The organism is Azospirillum sp. Sh1 (assembly GCF_008365135.1).
Lineage (GTDB): Bacteria > Pseudomonadota > Alphaproteobacteria > Azospirillales > Azospirillaceae > Azospirillum > Azospirillum oryzae.
Genome location: NZ_VTTK01000028.1, coordinates 67,332 through 92,108, shown reverse-complemented (window position 1 = coordinate 92,108; position 24,777 = coordinate 67,332). Strand labels below are relative to the sequence as shown.

At 67.8% G+C, this 24,777-nt stretch carries 24 protein-coding genes; 10 read left to right on the top strand and 14 right to left on the bottom strand.

The annotated features are described in order from the left end of the window. Nucleotides 1-513: 513 nt before the first annotated feature. The gene (locus FZ029_RS23780; protein ID WP_149272206.1) at nt 514-1,698 is read left to right on the top strand and encodes a hypothetical protein; all 1,185 of its coding nucleotides are present in this window, start codon (nt 514-516) and stop codon (nt 1,696-1,698) included. Between the two features lie 69 nt (nt 1,699-1,767). Here the strand turns inward: FZ029_RS23780 and hppD are convergent, their stop codons facing one another. Further along, on the bottom strand, nt 1,768-2,841 hold the full coding sequence (hppD, locus tag FZ029_RS23775) for a 4-hydroxyphenylpyruvate dioxygenase (protein WP_149272205.1): 1,074 nt from the start codon (nt 2,839-2,841) through the stop codon (nt 1,768-1,770). 136 nt (nt 2,842-2,977) lie between these two features. Between hppD and FZ029_RS23770 the strand changes: the two genes are divergently transcribed. After that, nucleotides 2,978-3,466, top strand: a complete 489-nt coding sequence (locus tag FZ029_RS23770; protein ID WP_149272204.1) for an Lrp/AsnC family transcriptional regulator — start codon at nt 2,978-2,980, stop codon at nt 3,464-3,466. A gap of 11 nt (nt 3,467-3,477) precedes the next feature. Here FZ029_RS23770 and FZ029_RS23765 read toward each other — a convergent pair whose 3' ends face one another. The 8 genes from FZ029_RS23765 to FZ029_RS23730 form a co-directional block, all read right to left on the bottom strand. After that, nucleotides 3,478-4,626 (bottom strand): glycosyltransferase family 4 protein, encoded by a 1,149-nt coding sequence (locus FZ029_RS23765; RefSeq protein ID WP_149201174.1) that lies wholly within the window; start codon nt 4,624-4,626, stop codon nt 3,478-3,480. A 2-nt stretch (nt 4,627-4,628) separates the two neighbouring features. After that, complete coding sequence (locus FZ029_RS23760; RefSeq protein WP_149272203.1) at nt 4,629-5,870, bottom strand: glycosyltransferase; 1,242 nt, start codon at nt 5,868-5,870, stop codon at nt 4,629-4,631. Beyond that, a complete protein-coding gene (locus FZ029_RS23755; protein WP_149272202.1) occupies nt 5,867-7,162 on the bottom strand; it encodes a glycosyltransferase family 4 protein in 1,296 nt (431 codons plus the stop codon). The genes FZ029_RS23760 and FZ029_RS23755 overlap by 4 nt, the downstream gene beginning before the upstream one ends. 6 nt (nt 7,163-7,168) lie before the next feature. Further along, entirely contained in the window at nt 7,169-8,134 is a 966-nt protein-coding gene (locus tag FZ029_RS23750; RefSeq protein WP_149272201.1) for a GDP-L-fucose synthase, read from the bottom strand. 202 nt (nt 8,135-8,336) lie between these two features. After that, the gene (locus tag FZ029_RS23745) at nt 8,337-9,332 is read right to left on the bottom strand and encodes an SDR family NAD(P)-dependent oxidoreductase (protein WP_149201170.1); all 996 of its coding nucleotides are present in this window, start codon (nt 9,330-9,332) and stop codon (nt 8,337-8,339) included. Nucleotides 9,333-9,380: 48 nt separating this feature from the next. Beyond that, a complete protein-coding gene (locus FZ029_RS23740; RefSeq protein ID WP_149272200.1) occupies nt 9,381-10,736 on the bottom strand; it encodes a nucleotide sugar dehydrogenase in 1,356 nt (451 codons plus the stop codon). Nucleotides 10,737-11,144: 408 nt separating this feature from the next. Further along, nucleotides 11,145-12,590 (bottom strand): flippase, encoded by a 1,446-nt coding sequence (locus tag FZ029_RS23735; RefSeq protein WP_149201168.1) that lies wholly within the window; start codon nt 12,588-12,590, stop codon nt 11,145-11,147. Nucleotides 12,591-12,675: 85 nt separating this feature from the next. Beyond that, on the bottom strand, nt 12,676-14,832 hold the full coding sequence (locus tag FZ029_RS23730; RefSeq protein ID WP_247892465.1) for a polysaccharide biosynthesis tyrosine autokinase: 2,157 nt from the start codon (nt 14,830-14,832) through the stop codon (nt 12,676-12,678). 392 nt (nt 14,833-15,224) lie between these two features. Here FZ029_RS23730 and FZ029_RS23725 point away from each other — a divergent pair, with 392 nt between their 5' ends. From FZ029_RS23725 to FZ029_RS23715, 3 genes are all read left to right on the top strand, one after another. Beyond that, on the top strand, nt 15,225-15,908 hold the full coding sequence (locus FZ029_RS23725) for a Crp/Fnr family transcriptional regulator (RefSeq protein ID WP_149272198.1): 684 nt from the start codon (nt 15,225-15,227) through the stop codon (nt 15,906-15,908). Nucleotides 15,909-16,008: 100 nt separating this feature from the next. Beyond that, complete coding sequence (locus FZ029_RS23720; RefSeq protein ID WP_149272197.1) at nt 16,009-16,203, top strand: hypothetical protein; 195 nt, start codon at nt 16,009-16,011, stop codon at nt 16,201-16,203. An 87-nt stretch (nt 16,204-16,290) separates the two neighbouring features. Continuing rightward, the gene (locus tag FZ029_RS23715; RefSeq protein ID WP_246457300.1) at nt 16,291-16,479 is read left to right on the top strand and encodes a DUF2892 domain-containing protein; all 189 of its coding nucleotides are present in this window, start codon (nt 16,291-16,293) and stop codon (nt 16,477-16,479) included. An 80-nt stretch (nt 16,480-16,559) separates the two neighbouring features. Here the strand turns inward: FZ029_RS23715 and FZ029_RS23710 are convergent, their stop codons facing one another. Continuing rightward, on the bottom strand, nt 16,560-17,129 hold the full coding sequence (locus FZ029_RS23710) for an ActR/PrrA/RegA family redox response regulator transcription factor (protein WP_044553362.1): 570 nt from the start codon (nt 17,127-17,129) through the stop codon (nt 16,560-16,562). Nucleotides 17,130-17,165: 36 nt separating this feature from the next. Beyond that, nucleotides 17,166-18,560: an ActS/PrrB/RegB family redox-sensitive histidine kinase gene (locus tag FZ029_RS23705; protein WP_149272196.1), complete on the bottom strand. Its 1,395-nt coding sequence runs from the start codon at nt 18,558-18,560 to the stop codon at nt 17,166-17,168. Nucleotides 18,561-18,638: 78 nt separating this feature from the next. Between FZ029_RS23705 and FZ029_RS23700 the strand changes: the two genes are divergently transcribed. From FZ029_RS23700 to tenA, 3 genes are all read left to right on the top strand, one after another. Beyond that, a complete protein-coding gene (locus FZ029_RS23700; RefSeq protein ID WP_149272195.1) occupies nt 18,639-19,475 on the top strand; it encodes an ABC transporter ATP-binding protein in 837 nt (278 codons plus the stop codon). Beyond that, the gene (locus FZ029_RS23695) at nt 19,462-20,313 is read left to right on the top strand and encodes an ABC transporter permease (RefSeq protein WP_149272194.1); all 852 of its coding nucleotides are present in this window, start codon (nt 19,462-19,464) and stop codon (nt 20,311-20,313) included. The genes FZ029_RS23700 and FZ029_RS23695 overlap by 14 nt, the downstream gene beginning before the upstream one ends. 64 nt (nt 20,314-20,377) lie before the next feature. Beyond that, the gene (tenA, locus tag FZ029_RS23690) at nt 20,378-21,064 is read left to right on the top strand and encodes a thiaminase II (RefSeq protein ID WP_149272193.1); all 687 of its coding nucleotides are present in this window, start codon (nt 20,378-20,380) and stop codon (nt 21,062-21,064) included. Between the two features lie 4 nt (nt 21,065-21,068). Here the strand turns inward: tenA and FZ029_RS23685 are convergent, their stop codons facing one another. From FZ029_RS23685 to FZ029_RS23675, 3 genes are all read right to left on the bottom strand, one after another. Continuing rightward, a complete protein-coding gene (locus FZ029_RS23685) occupies nt 21,069-21,437 on the bottom strand; it encodes a hypothetical protein (protein ID WP_149272192.1) in 369 nt (122 codons plus the stop codon). Between the two features lie 115 nt (nt 21,438-21,552). After that, on the bottom strand, nt 21,553-22,347 hold the full coding sequence (locus tag FZ029_RS23680) for a cyclic nucleotide-binding domain-containing protein (protein WP_149272191.1): 795 nt from the start codon (nt 22,345-22,347) through the stop codon (nt 21,553-21,555). Between the two features lie 60 nt (nt 22,348-22,407). Next, on the bottom strand, nt 22,408-23,043 hold the full coding sequence (locus FZ029_RS23675; RefSeq protein WP_247892464.1) for a TlpA disulfide reductase family protein: 636 nt from the start codon (nt 23,041-23,043) through the stop codon (nt 22,408-22,410). A gap of 89 nt (nt 23,044-23,132) precedes the next feature. Here FZ029_RS23675 and argH point away from each other — a divergent pair, with 89 nt between their 5' ends. Together argH and FZ029_RS23665 are read left to right on the top strand one after the other, a co-directional pair. After that, nucleotides 23,133-24,581, top strand: coding sequence for an argininosuccinate lyase (gene argH / locus FZ029_RS23670; protein ID WP_188052032.1), 1,449 nt, complete (start codon nt 23,133-23,135; stop codon nt 24,579-24,581). Further along, nucleotides 24,578-24,772 (top strand): hypothetical protein, encoded by a 195-nt coding sequence (locus FZ029_RS23665; RefSeq protein ID WP_149201158.1) that lies wholly within the window; start codon nt 24,578-24,580, stop codon nt 24,770-24,772. Before argH ends, FZ029_RS23665 begins: the two co-directional genes overlap by 4 nt. Nucleotides 24,773-24,777: the final 5 nt, after the last annotated feature.

The window sequence follows — 24,777 nt, the reverse complement described above, 5'->3', positions numbered from 1 at the left end:
GGCCACCGCAAAAACGACCGCCAGACCGCCAACTCAGCCTCAAACTGGCCGAGCCCTGAAAATCCCGGACAGCAGTGACACCCATCCGGAGTGACGGGGGCGGAGTGAAAGAGGCGCTGTCATGTCGCGGCGCACAAAAAGACACATAAGATCAATTATGAAAAACAATCTGCGCAGCCGGAGCAATTAGAGGGCGCAGTTTCTAAAAATATGTCTCGTAAAATTTTGAATTTGCGGCACACAGCTATCTATGATAGCTGCATCCGCAAACTAAATCTAATTTTTTGGCTGTGCCTGTCTTGCCACGCACGCCTGTGAACGCACCTCTTCCGGCTTGCCGCCGACAGATGCGTGGGCCACGGGTGGGCGTGAAGACTCTGGCCTTCCAGGGCTGGCCGGCATGGACAAACCTGGATGAGGGAAACCGATATGGACGATTTGAAGGGCCAAATATCTGGAACGGAAGGTCGCGGTCCTGATGGCCTTGTTCCCCGGCCGCAACGATTGAGCGCCATGACCACCCATCCCTACCCTGTCCTGACCCAGCCGAAGGCCAAAAAGACCGCCGCCGGATGGATGGCCGAACCGCCAGCGGCACTGCGCGCGCTGCTCGACCCGAAAGACTGCGCCGATCAGGTGCTGTCGATCTCCGGCACCTACCGCGATCGCATGCGCCGGCTGACCGTCCTGCTCGACATGGCCTTGCGGGCGGTGGTCGGGCGCTATGTCGCGGACGACCGAATCCGCGCCATCTATGCCCTGGCCCCGGAATTGGACGACATCCTGCGACGGGCCGCTCCGCGACCCTATCGGGTCGGCTGGTACCGGCCGGACGTGATCTTCGACCGCGACGGCACGACGCGGATCTGCGAGATCGGCGCCCGCTATTCGATGAACGGCTGGATGGTCAGCCGTGCCCTGTCGCAGGGGCACAGCGACTTCTGGGACGATCTGTGCGCGCCCTACACGCCCGGCAGCACGCTCGCCCTGGTGCACCGCAAGGAACCCGGCGGCGAGGTCGACTGCCTGTCGGACCATCTGCAAGGCACCGGCGTCCGTTTCCTGTCGGTGAAGCCGGAGGAGATGGAACTGCGCGACGGGCGCTTGACCGCCCGGGGCGTGGTGCTGGACCGCTTGATCCTGCAGATGGACCGTACGGAACTGCTGTTCTTCGCTCCCGCCGTCCTCGACGGGCTGATGGAATCAGCCGACTATTTCAACGATGTCCGCACGCTGATCCTGGTGCATGACAAGCGTGTCCTCGCCGTGCTGTCCGATGAGCGGATCATGCGCGAGGCGATGCCGGCGGACCTGTATGAGGAATTGCGCCGGCACCTGATCCCCTCCGTCTGTCTCGAATCGGCCGAAGAGGCGGAGGATTTCCTGAAACTGGAAGGCGACTGGATCGCCAAGCGGAACAGCGGCGGGCGCGGCATCGGCACGCTGGTGCGGTCGCGGTGCAGTGCCGACGACTGGAAGGAGCTGGTCCGCCGCGACTGGCGGGAAATGATGTTCCAGCCCTACCTCGACCAGCTCGCCTATAAGGACGAGACCGGCCGGGCCATCCACATGGTGGGCATGCTGCTGTGCCGTGACGACGTCTGCTACGGCAACGGCGTGTTCCGCGGCTCCGACGAGGCGGTGATCAACCTGCACCAGCAGCGCGGCAGGCTCTATGCTTGCGAATTGGCGACATGAGCGGGAGGACCGCCGGCCGGCGGAGGTGATCGTCGTCGCCGACACCTCCACCGGCAAGGCCGCGGACGGTCAGGCGGCGTTCTCGCTCAGCACGCCGCGGCGGATCTGGTCGAGTTCGATGGATTCGAACAGAGCCTTGAAATTGCCCTCGCCGAAGCCCTCGTTGCCGATGCGCTGGATGATCTCGAAGAAGATCGGGCCGATGACGTTCTGGGTGAAGATCTGCAGCAGCAGGCCCTGGCCCTCGGTCGGGGCGCCGTCGAGCAGGATGCGGTTGGCCTGCAGGCGCTTCAGGTCCTGGCCATGGCCGGGCACGCGGGCATCGACGCTCTCGTAATAGGTGTCGGGCGTGTCCTGGAACGGCGTGCCCATGCCGCGCATCGTCTCCACGGTGTGGACGATGTCGTTGGTGCCGAGCGCCACGTGCTGGATACCCTCGCCCTTGTAGTCGCGCAGATATTCGACGATCTGCGACTTGTTGTCGGCGGACTCGTTGATCGGGATGCGGATCTTGCCGCAGGGGCTGGTCATCGCCTTCGAGCGCAGGCCCGTCAGCTTGCCCTCGATGTCGAAATAGCGGATCTCGCGGAAGCCGAACAGGCGGGTGTAGAAATCGGCCCACTCCTCCATGCGCCCGGTGTGGACGTTGTGGGTGAGGTGGTCGATGTAGGTCAGGCCGGCGCCCTGCGGATGCTGGTCCACACCCGGCAGCGGCACGAAATCGACCTCATAGATGCTGCCCCGCTCGCCATAGCGGTCGACGAGGTAGATCAGCGAATCGCCGATGCCCTTGATGGCGGGGATGTTCAGTTCCATCGCGCCGACGCGGTTCTCGACACCCCAGGCGCCGAGGTCGACGGCCCGGTGATAGGCGAAGGCGGCGTCGGCGACGCGGAAGGCGATGGCGCAGATCGACGGGCCGTGCTGCGCGGCGAAGTTGCGCGGGAAGCCCGACGGCTCGGCATTGACGATGAAGTTCACGTCGCCCTGGCGGTAGAGCGTGACGTCCTTCGACCGGTGGCGGGCGATGGCGGTGAAGCCCAGCTGCTCGAACAGGCGGCCCAGCGCCACCGTGTCCGGCGCGGTGAATTCGATGAACTCGAATCCATCGGTCTTCATCGGGTTTTCCCACATGTCGGCCATGATCGCCTCTCCCTTGGTTCGTTCTGCGATCAGTATGCCGGACTGTCCGTGGAAATAGCTTTCAAAGTGGGGCTGGCACACCTATGATTTTGGAAAATCTTTCCGCTATGCTCGGCCCTGTCGGAGATATTTGCCGTTGCCCGCGACCCTTTCGGAAATCGACATCAGAATCCTGGTCGCCCTGCAGGAGGATTCCCGCCTGACCGTGCAGGAGCTGGCCGACCGCGTCGGCACCTCGCCGTCGTCCTGCTGGCGCCGTCTGAAGTCGCTGGAGGAGACCGGGGTGATCCGCCGCTACACCGCGCTGGTCGATCCCAAGGCGGCGTCGGTCGGCGAGTGCGTCTTCGCCCATGTGACGCTGGACCACCATTCGGCCGAGACCGCCGCCGTCTTCATCGACGCGGTGCGCAAGCGGCCGGAGGTGCTGGAATGCTATGCGGTGTCGGGGGATGCGGACTATCTGCTTCGGGTCGCGGTGCGGGCCATCGCCGACTACAACCGGTTCCTGGAGGAATTCGTCTTCCAACTGCCCTTCCAGGTCCGCATCCGCTCCAACTTCGCCCTGAAGGAAATCAAGTTCGAGACGGCTCTGCCGCTGGGGGGGCCGCTGGGAAGCGGGGCGTAGCGCCCCCGCCTCTACCCCGCCACGCGGCGCTTGGCCTGCACGGCGGCGGATGCTGCGGCCGGATGCGGGCCGGCGATGCGGTCGAGCAGCAGGTCCAGGCCAATGCGGCTGGTCTCGAAGGCCACCCGGGCACGGGTCAGCGTCTGGGCGGACGCGGCGGCGAGCGCCTCGCGGTCGTCGGCCCAGGCCGCCAGGATCGGCAGCGCCGCCTTGACGAAGTCGGCGTCCCGCGGCACCAGCCCGTCGGCCGGAATGTCGGAGCCGATGCAGCCGCGCTCATAGGCCAGCACCGGCACGCCGGCGGCCATCGCTTCGAACAGCACCAGCGGCTGCGCCTCGTTGCGGTACTGGGTGGGGAAGACGAAGACGTCGATGTCGCGATAGAAGGCCTCCTTGGCCTCGCCATGGACCGGGCCGTGATACTCGACCGCCCCGTCGAAGGCCATCAGCCCGGCGGCGACCATCGCATTGTCCCTCGGCTTCAGCCCCGGCCCGGCCAGAACCAGCTTGGCGTCCACCCCCTCCAGCTGAAGGGCGCGCAGCAGGGCGAACAGCGTGTCCAGCCCCTTCTCGCCGCACAGGTTCGACAGGTGGCCGATGCGCAGCGGGCCGTCGCGCCGCGGCCGCGGGGCTGCGTCGGGCGTGGAGAAGATGGCGTTCGACATGGTCATGCAGGTGCGCGCCGCCGGATAGATCGACTGGAAGCGCATCTGCATCGCCGGGCACAGCAGCACATGGGTGCAGCCGGCGCCGGCCACCCGGGTCAGCAGCCGCATCCGCCAGGTCGGTTTGCTGATGGTGGCGAAGGAGTGATGGTGCAGCACCCGCTCGTAGCCGAACAGCCTTGCGGTCCCGGCGAGCGCGGCGGTGTAGAGCGTGCCCCAGCCGGAATCCACCGGCATGTAGAAACGGCGGTCCGGCTTGCGCAGCCCGGCGGCGAGCCGGCCCATGGTGCCGAACACCCGCGTCATCTTGCGCAGATGGTAGGCGACGCCGCCGCCGTTCCAGCCGGGCGACAGGTCGGCGACCTCCACGCGGCCGCGCCCCCGCATGCGGTCCTGCAGACGCTCCAGCACCAGGGCCGTCACCCGGCTCATCCCATCCACCGGAGGCGGCAGGCGCCCGGAGACGACCACATGGGTGCGCGCGTTCCGTTCCATCGTCAACTCCCGGTCAGTGCCGCTCCGGTCGACCGGCCATGCTGGCCACCCTCCGGATCGGCGGAATAGTCGGACACATAGTCCGTGTCCGCGCTGCGCTCCGCCCTGGGACCGCCCAGCGCCACCACGGCCTTCTCCACCGACTGGGCGAAGAAGCTGGCGTCGGCCAACGCCTGGAAGGGCCGCCCGTTCAGGCTCAGACGGCGCCACTCGTCCTCGTCCCCCGCGACCGACAGCATGTAGCGCGCCAGCCCCTCGGGGTTGTCCGGCTCCACGATGTGGCCGTTCAGCCCGCTGCGGATCAGCACGTCGCGCGCGCCGCACTGATCGGACAGGATGGTCGGCACCCCCATGGCCAAAGCCTCGTTCACCACCAGACCGAACTGCTCCTCCAGCGACGGCAGAAGCAGGCAGAGTGTCGATCCCAGCGTCTCGGCGATCCCCTTCTCCTGCAGGAAGCCGCGGAAGACGATCGACCCGTCCAGTCCGCGCCGCGCCACCTCGGCCCGCAACTCCGCCTCCAGCGGACCGGATCCGCAGAGGTGGAGCGGACGGGCGGCCGGACCGGCCAACTGCCGGTAAATGTCGTAGGCTTCGACCGCCCGGAACAAGTTCTTCTTCGGGACGAAGCGCGCGATGATGGTGAAGTGGCGGTCGGCGAAGGGTACTCCCCCAGGGGCCGGCTCCATCCCGGACAGTCGGCGGATGCGGTCCAACGACAGCGTGTCGTACCCGATATAGAGCCGATCTTTCGGGAGTCCCAACAGGCGGAAGTAATCCACCGTGCGGTGACTTCCGCCGATCCCCGCCTGATAGGGGGAGTAGAAGACGCTCTTCACCATCTCGCGCCACAGGATGCGCGGCTTGTCGTCGTACTTGGAGGCGTTCATGTTGATGACCTTGCGCCCCATCAGCCGCATGGTCAGGGCGAGCGCGAAGACGTCCGGATCCTCGTAATGGCACAGGAAGACAAAGCGGGCGTCGACGCGCCGGCATTCGCGCAGCAGGGCGCGGTACACCGTGGCCGTCGACAAATCCGCCTTCGACTGGCCGGGGAAAAGGGTGACCTTGCGGAAATTCTGCCCCGACCCGGTCGAATCCCAGGCGTAGGTATGCGATTTCGACCCGACCTCCAGCCCGATCACGTCATAGACGTGGCCCAGCCGGCGGCCGACAGCCTCCAGCCGGTCCATGTGGTAGGGGCCGAACATCTCCCAACTGAAGACCAGCGCGGGCTTCTTCATGCTGCCTCTCCCAACAGAAGGCGGGCGTAGCGGTCCAGCGCCACGGCGCGGGTGGCGTTCGCCTCCACCCAGGCACGGCCGCGCCGGCCCATGGCGGTGGCGCGGGCGGGGTCCGACAGCAGGGCCGCCACCGCCTCGGCCATGGCGCGCGGTTCTTCCGGCGGGGTGCACAGGAAGGCGCCGACCTGCGCCTCCAGCGTGGCGAGCGCCGATCCGGGCAGGCAGGTGCTGACGAAGGGCCGGCCGGCGGCAAGGATGGTCACCGCCTTGCCGGGCATGGCGAAGGCCGCGCCTTCCGGCCGCTGGGGCACGAGATGGACGTCGCCCTCCGCCATCGCCTCGTTCAGCTGGTCCTTGGGCGCCAGCGGCTGGAAGATCACGTTGCCCAGCCCCATGGCGCGGGCGCGCGACTTCAGCTCCTCCTCCAGGCCGCCCTGCCCGCGCAGCTTGATGCGGGCCTGCGGCATCAGCTCCGCCAGATGTCCCGCCATGTCCAGCACTTGCTCCAGCCCCTGCTTTCGGGCGAAGGCGCCGCTGTAAAGCGCCGTCGGCGGCTGGTCGGGGCGCGGCAGCGGGTGGACCGCTTCGGCATCGACATGGGGCGGGATCACATGGATCGGCCGGGTGACGCCCAGTTCCTCCAGCACGCCGCGCATCGGCTCCGACAGGACGACGATGGCGTCGGCGCGGTTCAGCGCCCGGCGCTCCATGGCGCGGATCGCCTTGACCGCCGCCTTGCCGCCCATGCCCAGCGCGCCGGCAAGGCCGGACTGGATGTCGTGAACGATGGCGACGTGGCGCCCGCCCGGTGCCTTGAAGCGGTCGGCGATACCCACCGACAGGATCGACGGGCAGAGCGACAGCACGGCGGCGTGCCGTCCGACCCGGCCGCGGACGCGGGCGGCGGCGAAGCCGGCATGCAGCACGCCCTCGTGGATCAGCCGGGCCTTCATGCCGCCGCCGGCCGGCGGGATGGTGTGCAGCCGTTCGATCAGCACCCCGTCCACCGTCTTGCTGTCCTGCGACCCGTCGGCGTAACCGTCATAGACCTTGTTGCCGGGATAGTTGGGACGCGCGGTCAGCACCGTGGTCTCGGCCCCGGCCGCCGCGAAGGCGGTGGCGAGGTCGGTCATCATCGGCGCACTGCCGGCCGGTTCCGGCCAATAGCTCTGCGCCACGAGCAGCAGCTCTTCCGGCACGGGCACGTCCGCCAGGGAAAGCGCGCCCGCTGACGCCTTGGAAGCCGGCCGGTCCAGGACCGGCGGCCGCAGATGGATGGAATCGTCCGGCATCGGGCTTTACTCCGCGGCCTGCCTGGAAGCCTGACGGCGCTCGGGCGCCGCATTTTCCAGGAACCAGTCGTAGGTGCGGCGCAGCCCCTCCTCCAGCGACACCTTCGGGCGCCAGCCGGTGGCGAACAGGCGCGACACGTCCATCAGCTTGCGCGGATGGCCGTCGGGCTTGCTCAGATCGTGGGTCAGCGTGCCGGTGTAGCCGACGGTGTCGCGGATCATGGCGGCGAGGTCGGCGATGGCGATGTCGTCGCCGGGGCCGACATTGATGATCTCCCCGCTGTCGTAATGATCCATCAGATGCAGGCAGGCATCCGCCATGTCGTCGACATAGAGGAACTCGCGCCGCGGCTTCCCGGTGCCCCACAGGGTGACGGTCGGATCGCCCGCAATCTTGGCGTCGTGGAAGCGGCGGATCATCCCCGGCAGCGCGTGCGAGGTCTCAGGCTCGAAATGGTCGCCGGGGCCGTACAGGTTGGACGGCATGGCGCAGATGGCGTTGAAGCCATATTGGCGCCGATAGGCCTGGCACATGGTGATGCCGGCGATCTTGGCGACGGCGTAGGGCTTGTTGCTCGGCTCCATCGGGCCGGACAGCAGCGCCTCCTCCTTGATCGGCTGCTCGGCATGCTTCGGGTAGAGGCAGGACGAGCCGAGGAACAGCAGCTTTTTCACGCCGGCGCGCCAGGCGGCGTCAATGACGTTGTTCTGGATCAGCAGGTTGTCGCGGATGAAATCGCCGCCGAAGCGGTCGTTGGCGAGGATGCCGCCCACCTTCGCCGCGGCCAGGATCACATGCTCGATCCCCTCGCGGTCGAAGAAGGCGCGCACCGCCGCCTGATCGGTCAGGTCGAGCTGCGACCGGTCGCAGATCACGAGGTCGGTGTGCCCAGCCTCGGTCAGCCGCCGCAGAACGGCGGATCCGACGAGTCCCCGGTGGCCGGCGACGAAGATACGGCTGTTGCGGTCCATGCGGGCCGTCTCCTGATGAAGAGGTGTCTTGAGGTGGAAGCTCCAAGGCCCCCTCCCCATCCCTCCCCCGCTTCGCGGGAGAGGGGGTAGAACGCTTGTCGGCGTGACCTAACCGCCGAAGCGGCGGCAGTCCCCTCTCCCGCAAAGCGGGGGAGGGTTAGGGAGGGGGCAAAAGGGCTGGCGGTGGCAAAACGCCGCCGCTCTACTCCGCCGCCTGCCCCATGCGCCCCAGATCCGCCCGTGCGCGCTCCGCGTACCACTCTACCACGCCGGGCAGACCGGCGGAGAGCGGGATGCGCGGGGTGAAGCCGAGCGCGGTCAGCTTGGCGATGTCGGGGCTGCGGCGGTCGGTGCCGCCCGGGGCGGCAGGACCCGGCATCACCTGGGCCTCGCGGCCGAGGCAGGCGACCGTCCGGCGGGCGAGGTCGGCGATGGTGACCTCCTCCGGGTTGCCGATGTGGTAGATGCCGAGATGCTCGCCCTTGTCGATCACCGTCACGATGCCGTCGATGGCGTCGTCGATGTGGACGAAGGCGCGGGTCTGACGGCCGTCGCCCTGGATCTTGAAGGGCACCGCCCCGCTCGGGTGGCCGGCGATCGCCTCCACCGCGCGGCGGGAGAATTCCGGCACCACATGCTCCCAGCCCATGTCGGGGCCATAGACGTTGTGCGGGCGGAAGATCGCCACGCGGTCGAAGCCGCTGCGGCCCCAGTTCACGGCCAGCAGCTCCGAGATCAGCTTGGAGCCGCCGTAGCTGTAGCGGGCGTTCAGCACGTCCGGCACCACCAGCGGCACCTCCTCCGGCGTCGGCACCAGCGGCGGGGTCTGGTAGGCCTCCGAGGAGGAGGCGACGACGAGGTCGCCCACGCCGTCGGCGCGGCAGGCGTCCAGCACGTTCAGCATGCCGCGCACGCCGACGTCCAGAACCACCTCCGGCTTCTCGTAGAAATGCTTGGTGCCGTTGACGGCGGCCAGATGCAGCACGCCGTCGACGCCGCGCACCGCATCGCGCACCGCGGCCGGGTCGCGGATATCGCCCTGGACGAATTCGACATCGTCCAGCACGCCGGCCAGCCGCCCGGTGTGCCCGCGCGAGTTGTCGTCCAGAACGCGGACGCGGTGGCCGTCACGGACCAGCCGGTGGACCAGGGCGGCGCCGATGAAGCCGCTGCCGCCGGTGACGAGATAGTGTTTCATGTCGGTCAAATTCCCTCTTCCCAAACCCTTTGGCCGGCCCGGTTATCGTCAAGCCACATGCGCGTAGCGGGCGGCGCCATGGCTGCCGAGAGCGACGTAGGCGGTGCCTTCCGGCAGGTCGACATCACGGCTGTTGAAGTTGTTCCAGAAGTCGTAGATCACGCCCGGCCGGTCCATCCGCTGGGCCAGATCCGGCAGCGGCATCGAGGTGAAGACCGGGTGGTTGTTCAGGATGACCGCCAGATTGGCGCCGGACACCGCCTCGGCCATGTTGGCCGCCGGCTCCAGCCCGAAGGAGCGGATGTCCTCCGGCCGCACCACCGCGTCGAAGCCGCGCAGGCGGGCGGTGGGGAAGCGCTGGCGCAGTTCCTCCAGCACCGGCTTGGCCATGGTGCCGCGCAGGTCGTCGGTCGCCGGCCGGCCCTTGAAGGCGAGGCCCATCAGGCTGATGGTCGGCACCTGCGGGAAGCCCTGCATCGAATTGGCGAGCTTGCCGAGGAAGTCGGCGACCTCGATCGGCTGGCTTTCGTTGACCAGGCGGCCGGCGGCGGTGATCGCCATCTCCACCCCGACCTCGCGCGCCGCCTCGATCAGGATGTGGGGGTCCTTCTCCAGGCAGGGGCCGCCGACCGGGCCGGGCAGCGGCAGGTTGGTGCGCGGATAGCCCAGTTTGCCGGCGCGCGCCACCTCGACCGCCGAGATCTCCATGGCGTTGCACAGCTTGGCGATCTCGTTGGAGAAGGCGAAGGTGACGTCGCGGTAGGTGTTGTCGACCAGCTTGATCAGCTCCGCCGTCTCCAGGGTGGAGACCTTGACGGTGGTCGGCGTCAGGAAGCCGAAGATCTGCGCCGCGCGGGTGGCGACGTCCATGCTCTCGGCCCCAACGATCTGCGGCAGCTGGTTCAGCTCCAGCAGCGCCTGACCTTCCAGCGTGCGTTCCGGGCAGAAGGCGATGTCGAACTGCTTGCCGGTGGCGCGCAGGATCGGCGCCACGATGTTGCGGGTGGTGCCCAGCTTCACGGTGGAGCGCAGGATGACCAGATCGCCGTCATGCAGGCAGCTGGCGACCTGACGGGTCGCCGCCTCGATCATGTCGGTGCGGACCCGGCCGTCCTTGCTCAGCGGCGTGCCAACCGTGATGATGAAGACGCTCGCCTGGCTGCAATCGTCCTGATTGCGGCTGAAGGTGAAGCGGCCGCGCGCGATGACGTGGCGCAGCTTCTCCGTCAGGCCCGGTTCGTGGAAGTGCGGGTTGCCCCGGCCGAGCTTGTCGAGCACGTCCTGCCGCACCTCGACCCCATGCACCTGGAAGCCGGCGTCCGCCATCGCCACCGCCAGCGTCAGGCCGACATAGCCGAGCCCGAGGACGCAGACGTTACGATCGGAAAAAGTCTTGGGAAGCATCGTCGCTCCTGCCGTTTGCTGAGGCCCCGCCACCGGCGGCGGGTTGCCGAGAGTTTGGAGACGCCCCGACTGCCCAACCCTGTTGCCAAGGGTGCAGACGGAGAAACCTCGAAATTCGAAATTGTTTTATTGTTGTGACTTCGCCGTGACGATGAAGTACCCCGTTCCCGGCGTTGTGCAGCGCGAAGTGTTTCAGAAATCACCGTCCGATGAAAAGACTATGATTGCCGTTCACCGACGTATTAAGAGTACTAACCCTCGCCGCGGCCAAATGAATGCTTGGAGGGACCAACAGAGACGTTCGGAAGTGGTACAATAGGCGCAAGTCGTTTCAGCTGCCGGCATGGATCTACCCGGCATTGCAGAATTGAGGGTTGCATCCGACCGCCCTGCCACGACCCACCCCCCTCAGGCCGTGGCGCTGGTCAGACGGCGCAACCGTTTCAACTGCACCAGTCCCGTCAGCACCGCCATGGCCGCATAGACCGCGACCATCGCCACGCTGCCGACGACGAAATGCACCAGCGCCGGCATCCGGTCGAACAGCGGTGCGGCGAACTGGTCGAGCGCCAGTGCCGCGGCGACGGCGGCGCCGGCGCACAGCAGCGCCTTCGCGGCGATCCCGCCATACAGCTCGCCGACCGTCTGCCGGTGGATCCAGGCGATGGCGACCGTGGCGGCCAGTTCCGCGGTGAAGGTCGCCATCGCGGCCCCCTCGATGCCGTAGCGCGGGATCCACCAGATGTTCAGACCGGCGTTCAGCGCGCCACCCGACAGCATGGCGATCATGTAGCCGGTCTGCCGGTGCCAGACGAGCAGCGGATTGCCCAGGATCATGTTCGCGTAGACCACCGCCGATGCCAGCATCAGCAGCCGCAAGGCCAGCGTCGCCGGAGCATAGGCATCGCCGAACAGCGTGCCCAGGATGGACGGCGCCAGGGCGAAGCCGCCGGCGATGACCAGCCCGCCGACCGCCAGCATGACGGAGGCATAGGCCCGCATCCGGTCGCGCATCGGCCCCAGTTCGCCATAGGCCGCCGCCAGCTGCGGCAGGAAGGCGTTCATCACGATGTTGCCGACCAGATTGGCCAGGGTCTGGATCTTCACCGCCGCGCTGTACCAGCCCACCTCGGTGTGTGGGGCCAGGAAGCCCAGCATCACCACGTCAAGATGGGTGAAGATCGCCCAGGCGAAGACGCCGACGGCCATCGGCGTCGCCGCCGTCAGGATTTCGCGCCACACCTTCAGGTCGACCCTGGGGCGCAGCGTGCCGAAATCGCGGCGGAAACGGCCGATCATCACCAGCGCGTTGACGGTGATGGATCCGCCGGTGATGGCGGCCGCGGTGATGGCGTCCTCAGGCCCACGCACCAGCAGAAAGACGAGAAGCATCGATCCGATGGAGGTGCCGATCTCGCGCGTGGCGATCACCCCCATCTTCTCGGTCGCCTGGTAAACAAAGTCGAGCACCAGGGCGTTCCCAAGCAGCTGGACCGCCTGCACCAGAAGAACCGCCTTCACCTCCATCGGCTTATCCAAGGAGAGAATGAAAGCCGCATAGAGGGCGCCCACCACCACGGCAAGGACGGTGCGCAGGGTCAGCACATGCTCCGACAGCTCTGCCGCCTGCTCGCGGTCACGGGCGATCTCGCGGATGGCGTAGGTGGACAGACCCATATTTACGAACAGCGCCGCATAGGCCATCAGCGAGGTGCCGAAGCCCAGCACGCCGAAACTGTCGGGCCCCAGCACCCGCGCGGTCCAGGCCGCGGTGACCAGTCCGCTCGCCATCGTCGCCGTCTTGGCGGCGGCAAGGGCGCGGATGTTCCGGAAGATGCGGTGTCCAGCCGACATTCATGGGCTCTTCAGTGGTTCAAAACGTCACGTTGCACGGCGCAAAAACTCTTCTCCCGCCCTTTCGGGGCGGGAGAAGGAGTCCTCAGTTCGCGTAATAGCGGCGGTAGCCGTGATAGCGGCCGCTGTCCGGAAACTCGTATTGGGCATGGCGGCGGGTATCGACCTGACTGAACAGGACGCCCACCACCTCGCCACCGGCTTCGATCACCTCCTTCAGACCGGCCATCGCGGTTCCCCGCTTGGTCATGCCCCAGCGGACAATGAAGACGGTCTGGTCGGCGAGCGCCGTCAGCAGCTTGCCTTCCGACACCGCCAGCACCGGCGGCGAATCCAGCACGATGCGGTCGTAGTTGACCGACAGGCGCGACAGCAGCTGGTGCATGGCCGACGACCCCAGGGCATCCTGCGGCAGCGACGAGCCGTGGCCGGCGACGATGACGTGCAGACCGGTGCGCGGATCGACCTGGATCACGTCCTCCAGCGCCGCGGTGCCGGCTAGCACCTCCGACAGGCCGCGGTTGTTGGACAGGCCCAGCATCTCGTGCAGGCTCTTCCGCCGCAGGTCGCAATCGACCAGGATCGTCCGCTGGCCGGCGTTGGCGCAGGTGCGGGCGAAGGCCGCGGCGACGGAGCTTTTGCCCTCGCCCGGAACCGAGGAGCTGAACAGGATCACCCGGTGCCGTCCGTCCGGATTGGCGAGCAGAAGCGAGGTGCGCAGGTTCTGCATCGATTCCGCAAAGGCGGAAATCGGCTTGTCGACCACATAGGCGGCCGGCGAGCCGCCGAAGCGCGGGATGCGCGGCACGATGCCCAGGCTGCGCACGCCGGTCGCCAGTTCGAACTGGTGCGGGCTGCGGAAACCGCCGTCGGCCCGTTCGCGCAGCATGGCCAGCAGCACGCCCAGCGTGCCCGACGCCACCAGCGCCAGCAGCAGGATCAGCTTGCGGTTGGGCTGCGACGGGTCGAGCGGGATCGACGCCTCCGACACCACGCGGGCGTCGGGCTGGCGCATGTCGGTCTGCGCCGCGATCTGCTGCGAGCGGGTCAGCAGGGATTCGTACATCGCCTGGGCGGTGCTGGCGTCGCGTTCCAGGGTGCGCAGCCCGACGGTCGCCTGCTGCTGCTGGTTCTGCTTCGTCTCCGCCTGATCCAGGCTGGCCTTCAGCGCCTGCTCGCGGCCCTTCGCCAGTTCGACCTCGTTGCTCAGGTTGGCGACGATCTTGCCGACGTCGGCCTTGATCTGGCCCTGCAGATCGCGCAGCTGGCTCTGCAGCGCCTGCAGCATCGGGTGCTTGGCACCGTAGCGGTTGGTGGCGTCGGCGATCTGCCTCTGCAGGTCGACCTCACGCTCGCGCAACGCCTGGATCAGCGGGGAGCCCAGCACGTCGCCGACCGCCGAGGCGCCGCGCGGCGAATTCGCCATCGCGGTGACGTCGCGCAGCTTGGCTTCCGCCTCCTGCCGCTTGGTGCGGGCCAGGATATAGTCGGTGTTGAGCTGGCTCAGCTGCTGGCCGACGACCGTGCTCTCGTTGTTGGACGAGGTGGTCAGGCCATGCTCGGTCCGGTACTTCTCCACCGCGTCGCCGGTGGTCTGCGCCTCCTTGCGCAGGTCGGTCAGCCGTTCCTCCAACCACTGCGTGGCGCGCTTGGACGCCTTGAACTTCTCGTCGAGCTGGTCGACCAGATAGAGGTCGGCCATGGTGTTGGCGATCAGCGACGCCTTGCGCGGATCCTCGCTGTCGAAGCCGACGGCGATGACGTAGGAACGTCCCTGCGGCCGGACCGAGGTGTTGTCGAGCACCGCATTGACCACGGAGGTCATCTGGTTGCGCTCGATCTCATCCGGCGACAGCGGCACGGTGCCGCCGTTCTTCCAGCTGTCGGGGATCCAGTTGCGCGGATTCAGCGCGGCAAGCCATCCGGGGGGCGGCGGACGCAGCGCCGAATTGAATTCCGGATCGTTCATCAGCTTCAGCTTCGCCACCACCTTTTCGGCGAAGGCCGGCGACTTCAGGATCGCGACCTCGCTCTGCAGCGCGCTGATATCGGGGGTCATGTCGGACACCACGCCCTCGAAATTCAGGACGGTGTTCTTGCGGTGCTCGACCATGATCAGGGTTTCGGCGGTGTAGAGCGGCGTCATCCGGAAGGCGATCAGGGCCGCCAGCCCGGTGCCGAGCACGATCACCGTGCCGATCAGCAGCTTGTGCCGGCGCAGCAGGCCGGTTGTCCGGCGCACCGCACTGGCGGCGCTGGCCGACAGATCGTAAGAGATTCCGTGGGAGGCGGAACCGGAGCCCCGCCGAGACTCAGGGGTATTGCGTCGGGGTTGTTCCTGAAGTTCCTGGGTGGCCAAAGGGTCCTCCTCGCGTAACGACCAGAAGCGCGGCCATAGGACCGTCCGTTAGCCCGATCCTCCATTCCGGGCAGCGGCTGCTGTCCGGCGGGCGGGCTCGGCGGTTCGTCCGATTGGCTGAAACGCAGTGTTAGTCCAGCCGTTGCATCGGCCATCCAGTGCATGAGGCGAGCAATGGGCGCGCAGTGGGTAGCCTTCCTGACCCTGTTGCAGTGCAGTATGGACCGTCGATGCAGGACCGGGGATAATGGGGGTTACTCGAAAGGACAGGTTCCATGACGTTCGATCGCACCGGCTGGACCGCGGAAATCCCGGCACTTTTCCCGACTTTGGCGAAGCTGGATCCGGATCAGGCAGCTCATTTGGCCAACGCCGGCCGGCGGGTGAACGTTCCGCGCGGAACCGTCCTGTTCCGCGCCGGCGACCGTTGTCACACCTTCCTGATGGTTCTCGATGGCGCGGTGCGGGTGCAGATGGCATCGGAGACCGGGCGCGAGATCGTGCTGTACCGCGTCGGCCGCGGCGAGACCTGCATCGTCACCACCTCCTGCCTGTTGACCGACAAGCCCTACAGCGCCGAGGCGGTCGCAGAGACCGACATCGACGCGGTGGCGCTGGCGGCCGGCCCCTTCCACGATCTGGTTGCGCGCTCCGCCGCCTTCCGCGACTTCGTCTTCGCGTCCTTCGGCAACCGGCTGACCGGCATGATGATGCTGATCGAGGAGGTCGCCTTCGGCCGCGTCGACCTGCGGCTGGCCCGCTTCCTGGCCGACCGCCGCGACGCGACCGGCGGGCTGGACATCACCCATCAGGCACTGGCGGTGGAACTGGGCACCGCGCGCGAGGTGGTGAGCCGTCAGTTGAAGGAGTTCGAGCGCCGCGGTTTCGTGGCCCTGTCGCGCGGCCGCATCCAGGTGCTCGACCCCGCGGCCCTGCAGGATCTGGCGGAGGAGCGGTGAAATTTATTGCATGGAAAAATGTATTGTATACCTATTTTGCGCTTAACAGCATATGAGGAATAGGATAGGATTACCCATCCTTTTGGACGGGCCATCAATCATGCCGCACCGTCACGATACCGCCGCCGTCTGTGTGATCCGACAAATCCGCGACCACAGCCGTGAATGCCACAATCTGCCCGCCCGCGAAGTGCTGCTGCGGGTTGAACGGCGCATGATTGAACTTCTTGAAGACGGACCGGAGTCATCGGTATCCGGCTCTTGGCAGGACCACGCTGCGGTCTCTCCAATGTGATTCCGTCACAGACGGAATAGCGGCCCAGGCGTAGTTGTGTGGACGAAAACATCCACACAGACAGGTGCCGCCATGAATTGCCGCAATATGGGCCCGGTTGATCGCGCGCTGCGCGCCATCGTCGGGCTGATCCTGATTTCGCTGACCGTCGTCGGGCCGCAGACCCTGTGGGGGCTGGTCGGGCTGGTGCCGCTGCTGACCGCCGTCGTCGGCATGTGCCCGGCCTACACGCTGCTGGGCATCAAGACCTGCCGCACGGAAGACCGCACCGCCTGACCGGTGCGTTAGCCGGACATGCGAACGGCCCGCCCCCGTCCGGGGCGGGCCGTTCGCGTTTCCAATGAAGGCGCCGGTGCTCAGGCGCGCGGGGCGTGCTTGTTCAGGATGCGCTGCAGGGTGCGGCGGTGCATCTTCAGGCGGCGCGCGGTCTCGGAGACGTTGCGGTCGCACTGTTCGAAGACGCGCTGGATGTGTTCCCAGCGGACGCGGTCGGCCGACATCGGGTTTTCCGGCGGCTGCGGCAGCGGCCGGCCATCGGCCAGCAGCGCCGATTCCACCGCGTCGGCATCGGCCGGCTTCGGCAGGTAATCGACGGCGCCGGCCTTCACCGCGGCCACGGCGGTGGCGATGTTGCCATAGCCGGTCAGCATGACGACGCGGGCGTCGGGGCGGGCGTCGCGCAGGGCCGACACCACGTCCAGCCCGTTGCCGTCGCCCAGCCGCAGGTCGACCACCGCGAAGGCGGGGGCGGATTCCTGCGCCACCTCGATGCCGAGCTGGACGCAATCGACCGCGACGACGTTGAAGCCGCGCTTTTCCATGGCGCGGGCAAGCCGCGTGCGGAAGGGGGCGTCGTCGTCGACGATCAGGAGGCTGCGGGTGACGTCGCCAGTGAATGTCAGTTTGACGGCATCGCCCGACAGCATGTCATCGGTTGTTTTGAGGGTGTCCACCGTGAAACCTCATTTCTTGGCGTTGATGGTCTTCCAGCGCACGGAAATCCGCGCACCCGTTCCGCCCTGGTTGGCATGCCCGCCGGCGGTCTGGTCGGCGGGCGGGGTGCCGGCCGGCGGATTGTTGGTGTAGCGCACGGTCGCGCCGGTCTTTTCCAGCAGCGTCTGCGCGATGAAGATTCCGAGCCCCATATGCCCGCCGCCCGTCTGCCCCTTCGGGCCGGAGCGTTCGCCGCGCACCGACAGGTACGGCTCGCCGATGCGGCCCAGCAGATGGGGCGGGAAGCCCGGACCGTCGTCCATCACCGTGATGGTGACGCCGCGCCCGTCCCAGGCGGCGGCGACCGTCACCTTGTGGCGGGCGAACTGGTGGGCGTTCTGGATGAAGTTGCCGATGCCGTGGATGATCTCCGGGCTGCGGCGCAGGAAGGGCTCCTCCGCCTCGCCGACCGGATGCGGTTCCACGACGAAGTCGATGTGGCCGAGACGGTGCGGGGCGGCGGCGGCCTCGATCAGCGTGGTCAGCGGCAGCCGTTCGAACGGATCGCCGCCGTCGGCCTCCGGCTTGCGCGCCAGATCGGCCAGGATCTCGCGGCAGCGCATCACCTGGCTCTGCAGAAGCTCGACATCCTCGCCATAGGGGCTGTCGGGCGGCAGGTCGCGCGCCAGTTCCTTCGCCACCACGGCGATGGTGCCGAGCGGCGAGCCCAGCTCGTGCGCGGCGGCGGCGGCGAGGGCACCCAGCGCGCCGAGGCGCTGTTCGCGGGCGAGCGCCACCTGCGAGGCGGCGAGCGCGTCGGCGAAGCGCCGCGCCTCGGCGGCGACGCGGAAGACGTAGCCGGCGATGAAGACCGCCGACACCGACAGCGACAGCCAGACGCCGAAGGCATAGAGCGGCGCCATCGAGCGCACCGGCTCCTCCCACGGCAGCGGGAAGTGCCAGAGGGCGAGCGCGGTCAGGCAGATCAGGTTCAGCCCGGTCAGCAGCACCGTGCTGTAGCGCGACAGGATGGCCGCACCGACGGTCATCGGCGCCAGCAGCAGGATGGCGAAGGGGTTGCTCAACCCGCCGGTCAGATAGAGCAGCAGCGTCAGCTGCAGCATGTCGTAGCTGAGATACAGCGCGGCATCGCGGTCGGCCAGCCGCAGCCGGCCGCCGCGCTGGGCCATCGCCACCACGTTCAGCAGGGCGGACGCGCTGATGGCGGCCAGCACCGGCCCCAGCGGCAGCGGAAAGCCCAGGCCGAGATTGACGAAGGTCACCGCGGCGAGCTGTCCCAGCACCGCGACCCAACGGATCAGGATCAGCGTGCGCAACGTGATGCGGCCGTCGGGCTGCGCCCATTGCGGCGGCGGCGGAGCGACCGGGATCGGCGCGGTCAGCGCGCTGGCCATCGTCACCATGATCCTTGTCCCCGGCCTGCATGCATCTGGATCGTATGCCCCTGGCGGTTGCGGCTGACGCCGCCATATTCTGTGCCCATGACCGAGCCAACCATCACTTCCCGCCCTTCGGCCGCTTTATCACCCGCCATCCGGGCGGACGGGCTGACCAAGCGCTTCCCGACTGCCGACGGACGGGACGTGACGGCGGTCGACGCCATCGCCTTCACCGTGCCGCGCGGCAGCGTCACCGGCCTTCTCGGCGGCAACGGTGCGGGCAAGACGACGACCATCTCGATGCTGCTGGGGCTTTTGCTGCCGACGGCCGGGACGGTGGAGATCCTGGGCGTCGACATGGCGCGCCACCGGCATGCCGTGCTTCCGCGCATGAACTTCTCCTCCCCCTACGTCGAGCTGCCCCATCGGCTGACGGTGCGGGAGAACCTTACCGTCTATGCCCACCTCTACGGTTTGACATGCGTCAAAAAGCGCGTCCAAGAATTGGCCGAGCATCTTGACCTGTCGCGTTTTCTCGATCGCCCGTCCGGCGGGCTGTCGGCGGGGCAGAAAACCCGCGTTGCCCTTGCGAAAGCCATGCTGAACGATCCGGAAGTCTTGCTGCTGGACGAGCCGACGGCCTCGCTCGACCCCGACACCGCCGACTGGATCCGGACATATCTTGAGCGGTACCGCCTTCGCACCGGCGCCACCATCCTGCTCGCCTCCCACAACATGCTGGAGGTGGAGCGGCTGTGCGACGGCGTGCTGATGATGCGGCAGGGCCGGATCGTCGACCGCGGCGCGCCGTCGGCCCTGGTCGCCCGCTATGGCCGCCAGACGTTGGAGGAGGTGTTCCTGGACATCGCCCGCGCGTCCGGCAGCGTTGAATCCGATGGCCGCACCCTCACCGGGGAGACCGCCGATGCAGCCGAATGAGGTGGCGATCCCCCATGCCATTCCAAGGGCTGACTTCTCGCTGCGGCGGGTCGGCGCCATGGTGCTGCGCTACTGGTATCTGCTGCGCGGGTCCTGGCCGCGCATCCTGGAACTGGCCTATTGGCCGACCATGCAGATGATCCTGTGGGGCTACATCAACCAGTTCATGGCCTCGACCAACGGCGGCGGCAGCGGTTGGGTGGCGCAGGGCGCCGGCGTTCTGGTCAGCGCGGTTCTGCTGTGGGACGTGCTGTTCCGCGGCCAGCTCGGCGTCTCCATCTCCTTTCTGGAAGAGATGTGGTCGCGCAACCTCGGCCATCTGTTCGTCAGCCCCTTGCGCCCCGGCGAATGGGTGACGGCGCTGATGACCATGAGCCTGCTGCGCACCCTGATCGGCGTGCTGCCGGCGGCGGCGCTGGCGATTCCCTTCTTCGGCTATTCGGTCTTCGCGCTGGGCCTGCCGCTCGCCGCCTTCTTCGCCAACCTGATCGTGCTGGGATGGTCGCTGGGCCTGCTGATCGTCGCGCTGATCCTGCGTTACGGCATGGGGGCGGAGGGGCTGGCCTGGATCGTCGTCTTCATGCTGGCGCCGGTCAGCGCCGTCTATTACCCGGTCTCGGTCCTGCCGGCCTGGCTGCAGCCGGTGTCGTTGGCCCTGCCATCCGCCCATGTTTTCGAGGGCATGCGGGCGCTGGTGTTCAACGGCGTCCTGCGCTGGGACCATCTGGCCTGGGCGGTCGGGCTGAACGTGCTCTACATGGCGGGCGGCATCGCGGTGTTCCTGTACGCCTTCCATCAGGCGCGCGTACGCGGGGCCTTGCTGCAAACTGGCGAATAGCGGGCCGGCGAATAGCGGGTAGAGTGTACGCCCAATTCCGTCAGCGACACCGGAGACCGCAGCCATGACCGCCCACACCCGCAGCCCCGACCTGTTCGACCGGCTGGTCGCCGAGGCACGGCCGGACTGGTCGGCCTATGTCGACCACGCCTTCGTGCGCGGGATGGGCGACGGGACGCTGCCGCAGGCGTGCTTCCGGCATTATCTGGTGCAGGATTACCTGTTCCTGATCCATTTCGCCCGCGCCTATGCGCTTGCCATCTACAAGGGCCGCGACCTGCGCGAGATGCGGGCGTCGCTTGCCGGACTGAAGGCGATCCTCGACGTGGAGATGGATCTGCATGTCGGCCTGTGCGCCGGCTGGGGCCTGCCGGCCGCCGAGTTGGAACAGGCGGCGGAGGCCAAGGCGACGATGGCCTACACCCGCTATGTGCTGGAGACCGGGCTGCGCGGCGACCTGCTGGATCTGCATGTGGCGCTCAGCCCCTGCGTCATCGGCTATGCCGAGATCGGCCGCCGGCTGGCCGGGCTGCCCGGCGCGCTCGACGACTCCAACCCCTACCGCGTCTGGATCGCCGAATATGCGGGGGAGGCCTATCAGGAGGTGGCGCGGGCGGCGCGGGAAAATCTCGACCGGCTGGCGGCGGACGGGATGACGGAGGCGCGCTTCCCCCGCTTGGCCACCGTCTTCCGCCAGGCCTGCCGGCTGGAGGCCGATTTCTGGGAAATGGGGATGACGCTGGCGGGGTGAGGAGTCACCCCTGCTTGCCGGCCGCCGCCTTCTCCCGATCCACCGCCTCCAGAATCCGCTGCAGCGCCTCGGTGCTCAGCGGCGACTCCATGGTCAGGCCGTCACCGAACTTGCGGATGGCGCCGATGGCGCGGCGGCGGGCGATGAACTCGTCGTCGCCGGCCTCGAACGGCTCCACCACCGGACCCTTGTAATAGCCGCCGCGGAAGCTCCACTGGCGGCGCCCGTCGGCGCGCCATTCGCTGCCGTCGGACAGGACCATGCAGCGGCCGCCCTCGGTGTAGCGTTCCACCGTGGCGATGGATTGCGGAATGGACTGGCCGCTGCGGATCGTCACGCGGTCGCCGACGCGGAAGCTGGCGGCAGTGAACATGCTGTCTCCCTGAATGGCGCACCCCCTCGATGGGGCCGGAGCGCCGCAAAATTCGCGAAGGCGCTGTTTTCCACCAGATGTCCCGGCAAATCCAGCACCAAGTCCGATCCCCGCCTCAGCCGGCCTTCTCGGCGGACGGGGAAGCGCCTGCCGGGGCGGAAGCCTTCTTGGTCAGCTGGGCGATGTAGATCCGGGCCAGCGACTTCAGGATCGGCGGCATCGCCGCCACCGCGTCCTCGAAGCTGCGCTTGTCGATGACCTCGCAGATGCCGCCGGCGACCGCCACGGCGGTGACGTCGGGCTGGCGTCCGGTCAGCAGATAGATCTCGCCGAACAGGCGGCCGGGCCCGAGGGTCGCGATGTCGTCGCCCAGCGTGCCGCGGCCGGGTCGGAGCGCGACGCGGCCGGACTGGATCAGATAGGCGGCGTTCACCGGCTCGTTGGGGCCGAAGAAGACATGCCCCTCGCGGATCATCCGGCGGTCGACCACCTTCTGGAAGGAGTTGGTGGAGCGGAAATCCACCGCATTGCCATACCGCTCGACCGCCGGCAGGCCATAATCGCGGCGGATGGCGGCGATCAGGCTCTGCAGCAGGAAGGACGCCAGCGGCGGACTGCGCTTCAGCAATCCCTGGAAGGCCTCCCGCGTCACCTCGACGCAAGACACCTCGGTCAGCGAACGCACGGTGGCGCTGCGCTCGCCATCGTCGATCAGCGCCATCTCGCCGACCACCGCGCCCTTGCCGACGACGCTCAGCCGCCGGATGCCGCCGTCCGGCAGGGTCAGCAGAACCTCCAGCTCGCCGGATTCGATCAGCCACGCCCGGTCGGCGCGCTCTCCCTGCCGCATCATCACGATGCCGGGGCCGATGGTGTAGCGCTTGGGGCCGGGAGAGGCGGACTGCGTCATGGAAGGGCTCGGGACAGGCGGAAAAGCGAAGCGTCAGAGTATCCTATCGCAGAAAGACCGTCAGCCGCCGGTCTTCATCACCCCGCCGCGGCCGCGCGCCGGCCCGCCACCATGACCGAGGAACTGGCGCAGGAAGGCGACGACCTCCGGCGAATCCCACTCCACCGCCCCCTCGACGCGGCCAAGCTCGCGCCCCTCCGGATCGACCAGGATCGTGGTCGGCAGGCCGCGCAGCGACAGCGCCTTCATCGATTCCGATCCGGGATCGAGGAACACCGTCAGATGCTCCACCCCCGTCTTCTTGTAGAAGGGCTCCACCGCCGTCCGCCCGCCGCGGTCCAGCGACAGCGCCACCACCTGGAAGGCGTCGCCGCCCAACTGGCCCTGCAGGCGGTCGAGCGACGGCATCTCCTTCACGCAAGGCCCGCACCAGGTCGCCCACAGGTTCAGCAGGATCACCCGGTCCTTGAAATCGGCCAGATCGACCTTCCGGCCTTCGGCATCGACGAAGGACAGCGGCGGCATCGGCTTCGGCTCCGCCCCCTTGAACTTCTCCAGCTTGTCGGCACCGGTGGAGGCGACAGGCATGACGCCGCCCGCAGACGCGTCCGGCGTGCCCAGCCGCACCACCTCGGGGGCGCCCGAGCCGGGGTTCGGCGCCGCACCGGCGCTCCACCACAGGCCGGCCCCGGCCATGCACACACAAACCGTTGCGACGGCCGCCAAAGTCCGCATACTCACGCTTCCTCGCTCCCCTTCACCCGAATGCCCCGGTATCCGTCCCCATGAGCGCCGATCAGACCCCGCCGAATTCCGCCACCACCACCGGCGCCACCACCGGCGCCGCCGCACCCGCCGCCAGCCAGATGTGGGGTGGGCGATTCGCGCGCGGCCCCGCCGCCATCATGGAGAAGATCAACGCCTCCATCGGCTTCGACAAGCGTCTCGCCGACCAGGACATCGCCGGGTCGAAGGCCCATGCCGCGATGCTGGCCAAGCAGGGCATCATAACCCAGGCCGACGCCGACGCCATCATCGACGGCCTCGACCGCGTGAAAGCAGAGATTGACGCCGGCAGCTTCACCTTCAAGGTGGAGTTGGAGGACATCCACATGAATGTGGAGGCCCGGCTGGCCGAACTGATCGGCGAACCGGCCAAGCGCCTGCACACCGGCCGCTCGCGCAACGATCAGGTGGCGACCGACTTCAAGCTGTGGGTGCGCGACGCCATCGACCGCACCATCGCCGGCCTGACCGCCCTGCAGACCGCGCTGATCGATCTGGCGGAGCAGCACACCGAAACGGTGATGCCCGGCTTCACCCACCTGCAGGCGGCGCAGCCGATCAGCTTCGCCCACCATCTGCTGGCCTATGTCGAGATGTTCGGGCGCGATCGCAGCCGCTTCCGCGATGCCCGCTGCCGGCTGAACGAATGCCCGCTGGGCTCCGCGGCGCTGGCCGGCACCCCCTACCCCATCGACCGCTTCATGACGGCGGAGGCGCTGGGCTTCAACCGGCCGACCGCCAACTCGCTGGACGCGGTGTCCGACCGCGACTTCGCGCTGGAATACCTGTCGGCGGCGTCGATCTGCGCCATGCATCTGTCGCGCTTCGCCGAGGAGATCGTGATCTGGTGCTCGGCCCAGTTCCGCTTCATCAAGCTGACGGACGCCTTCACCACCGGCTCCTCCATCATGCCGCAGAAGAAGAACCCCGACGCGGCGGAGCTGGTGCGCGCCAAGGCCGGCCGGGTGATCGGCAGCCTGAACAGCCTGCTGATCGCCATGAAGGGCCTGCCCCTGGCCTATTCCAAGGACATGCAGGAAGACAAGGAGCCGGTGTTCGAGGCCGACGACACGCTGGCGCTGTGCATCGCCGCCATGGAGGGCATGGTGCGCGACATGCAGCCGAACGTCCCGGCGATGCGCGAGGCGGCCGACCGCGGCTTCCTGAACGCCACCGACCTTGCCGACTGGCTGGTGCGGGAGCTGAACATGCCGTTCCGCGAGGCGCACCACGTCACCGGCCGCGCCGTGAAGGCGGCGGAGGACCGCCGTGTCGGCCTGACCGACCTGACGCTGGAAGAGTTGCAGGCCATCGAGCCGCGCATCACCGAAGCCGTCTATCCGGCGCTGAGCATCGAGGCATCGCTGAACAGCCGCACCAGCTTCGGCGGCCCGGCCCCCGTCCGCGTGCAGGAGGCGGTGAAGGCCGCCCGGGAGCGTTTCCTGTGAACCGCAGTCTGACCCTGACCATCCTCGCCCTGACCGGCGCCCTGGCGCTGGCGGGCTGCGGCAAGAAGCCGAAATTCGTCGACAGCCCGGTTCCGGAAGGTCAGGTCGATCCCTTCCCGCGCACCTACCCCAACCCTTCACAGGACCCGAAGCCCGCTAAGCCGGCCGGTTCCGGAGTCCAGTTCCCATGAACGCC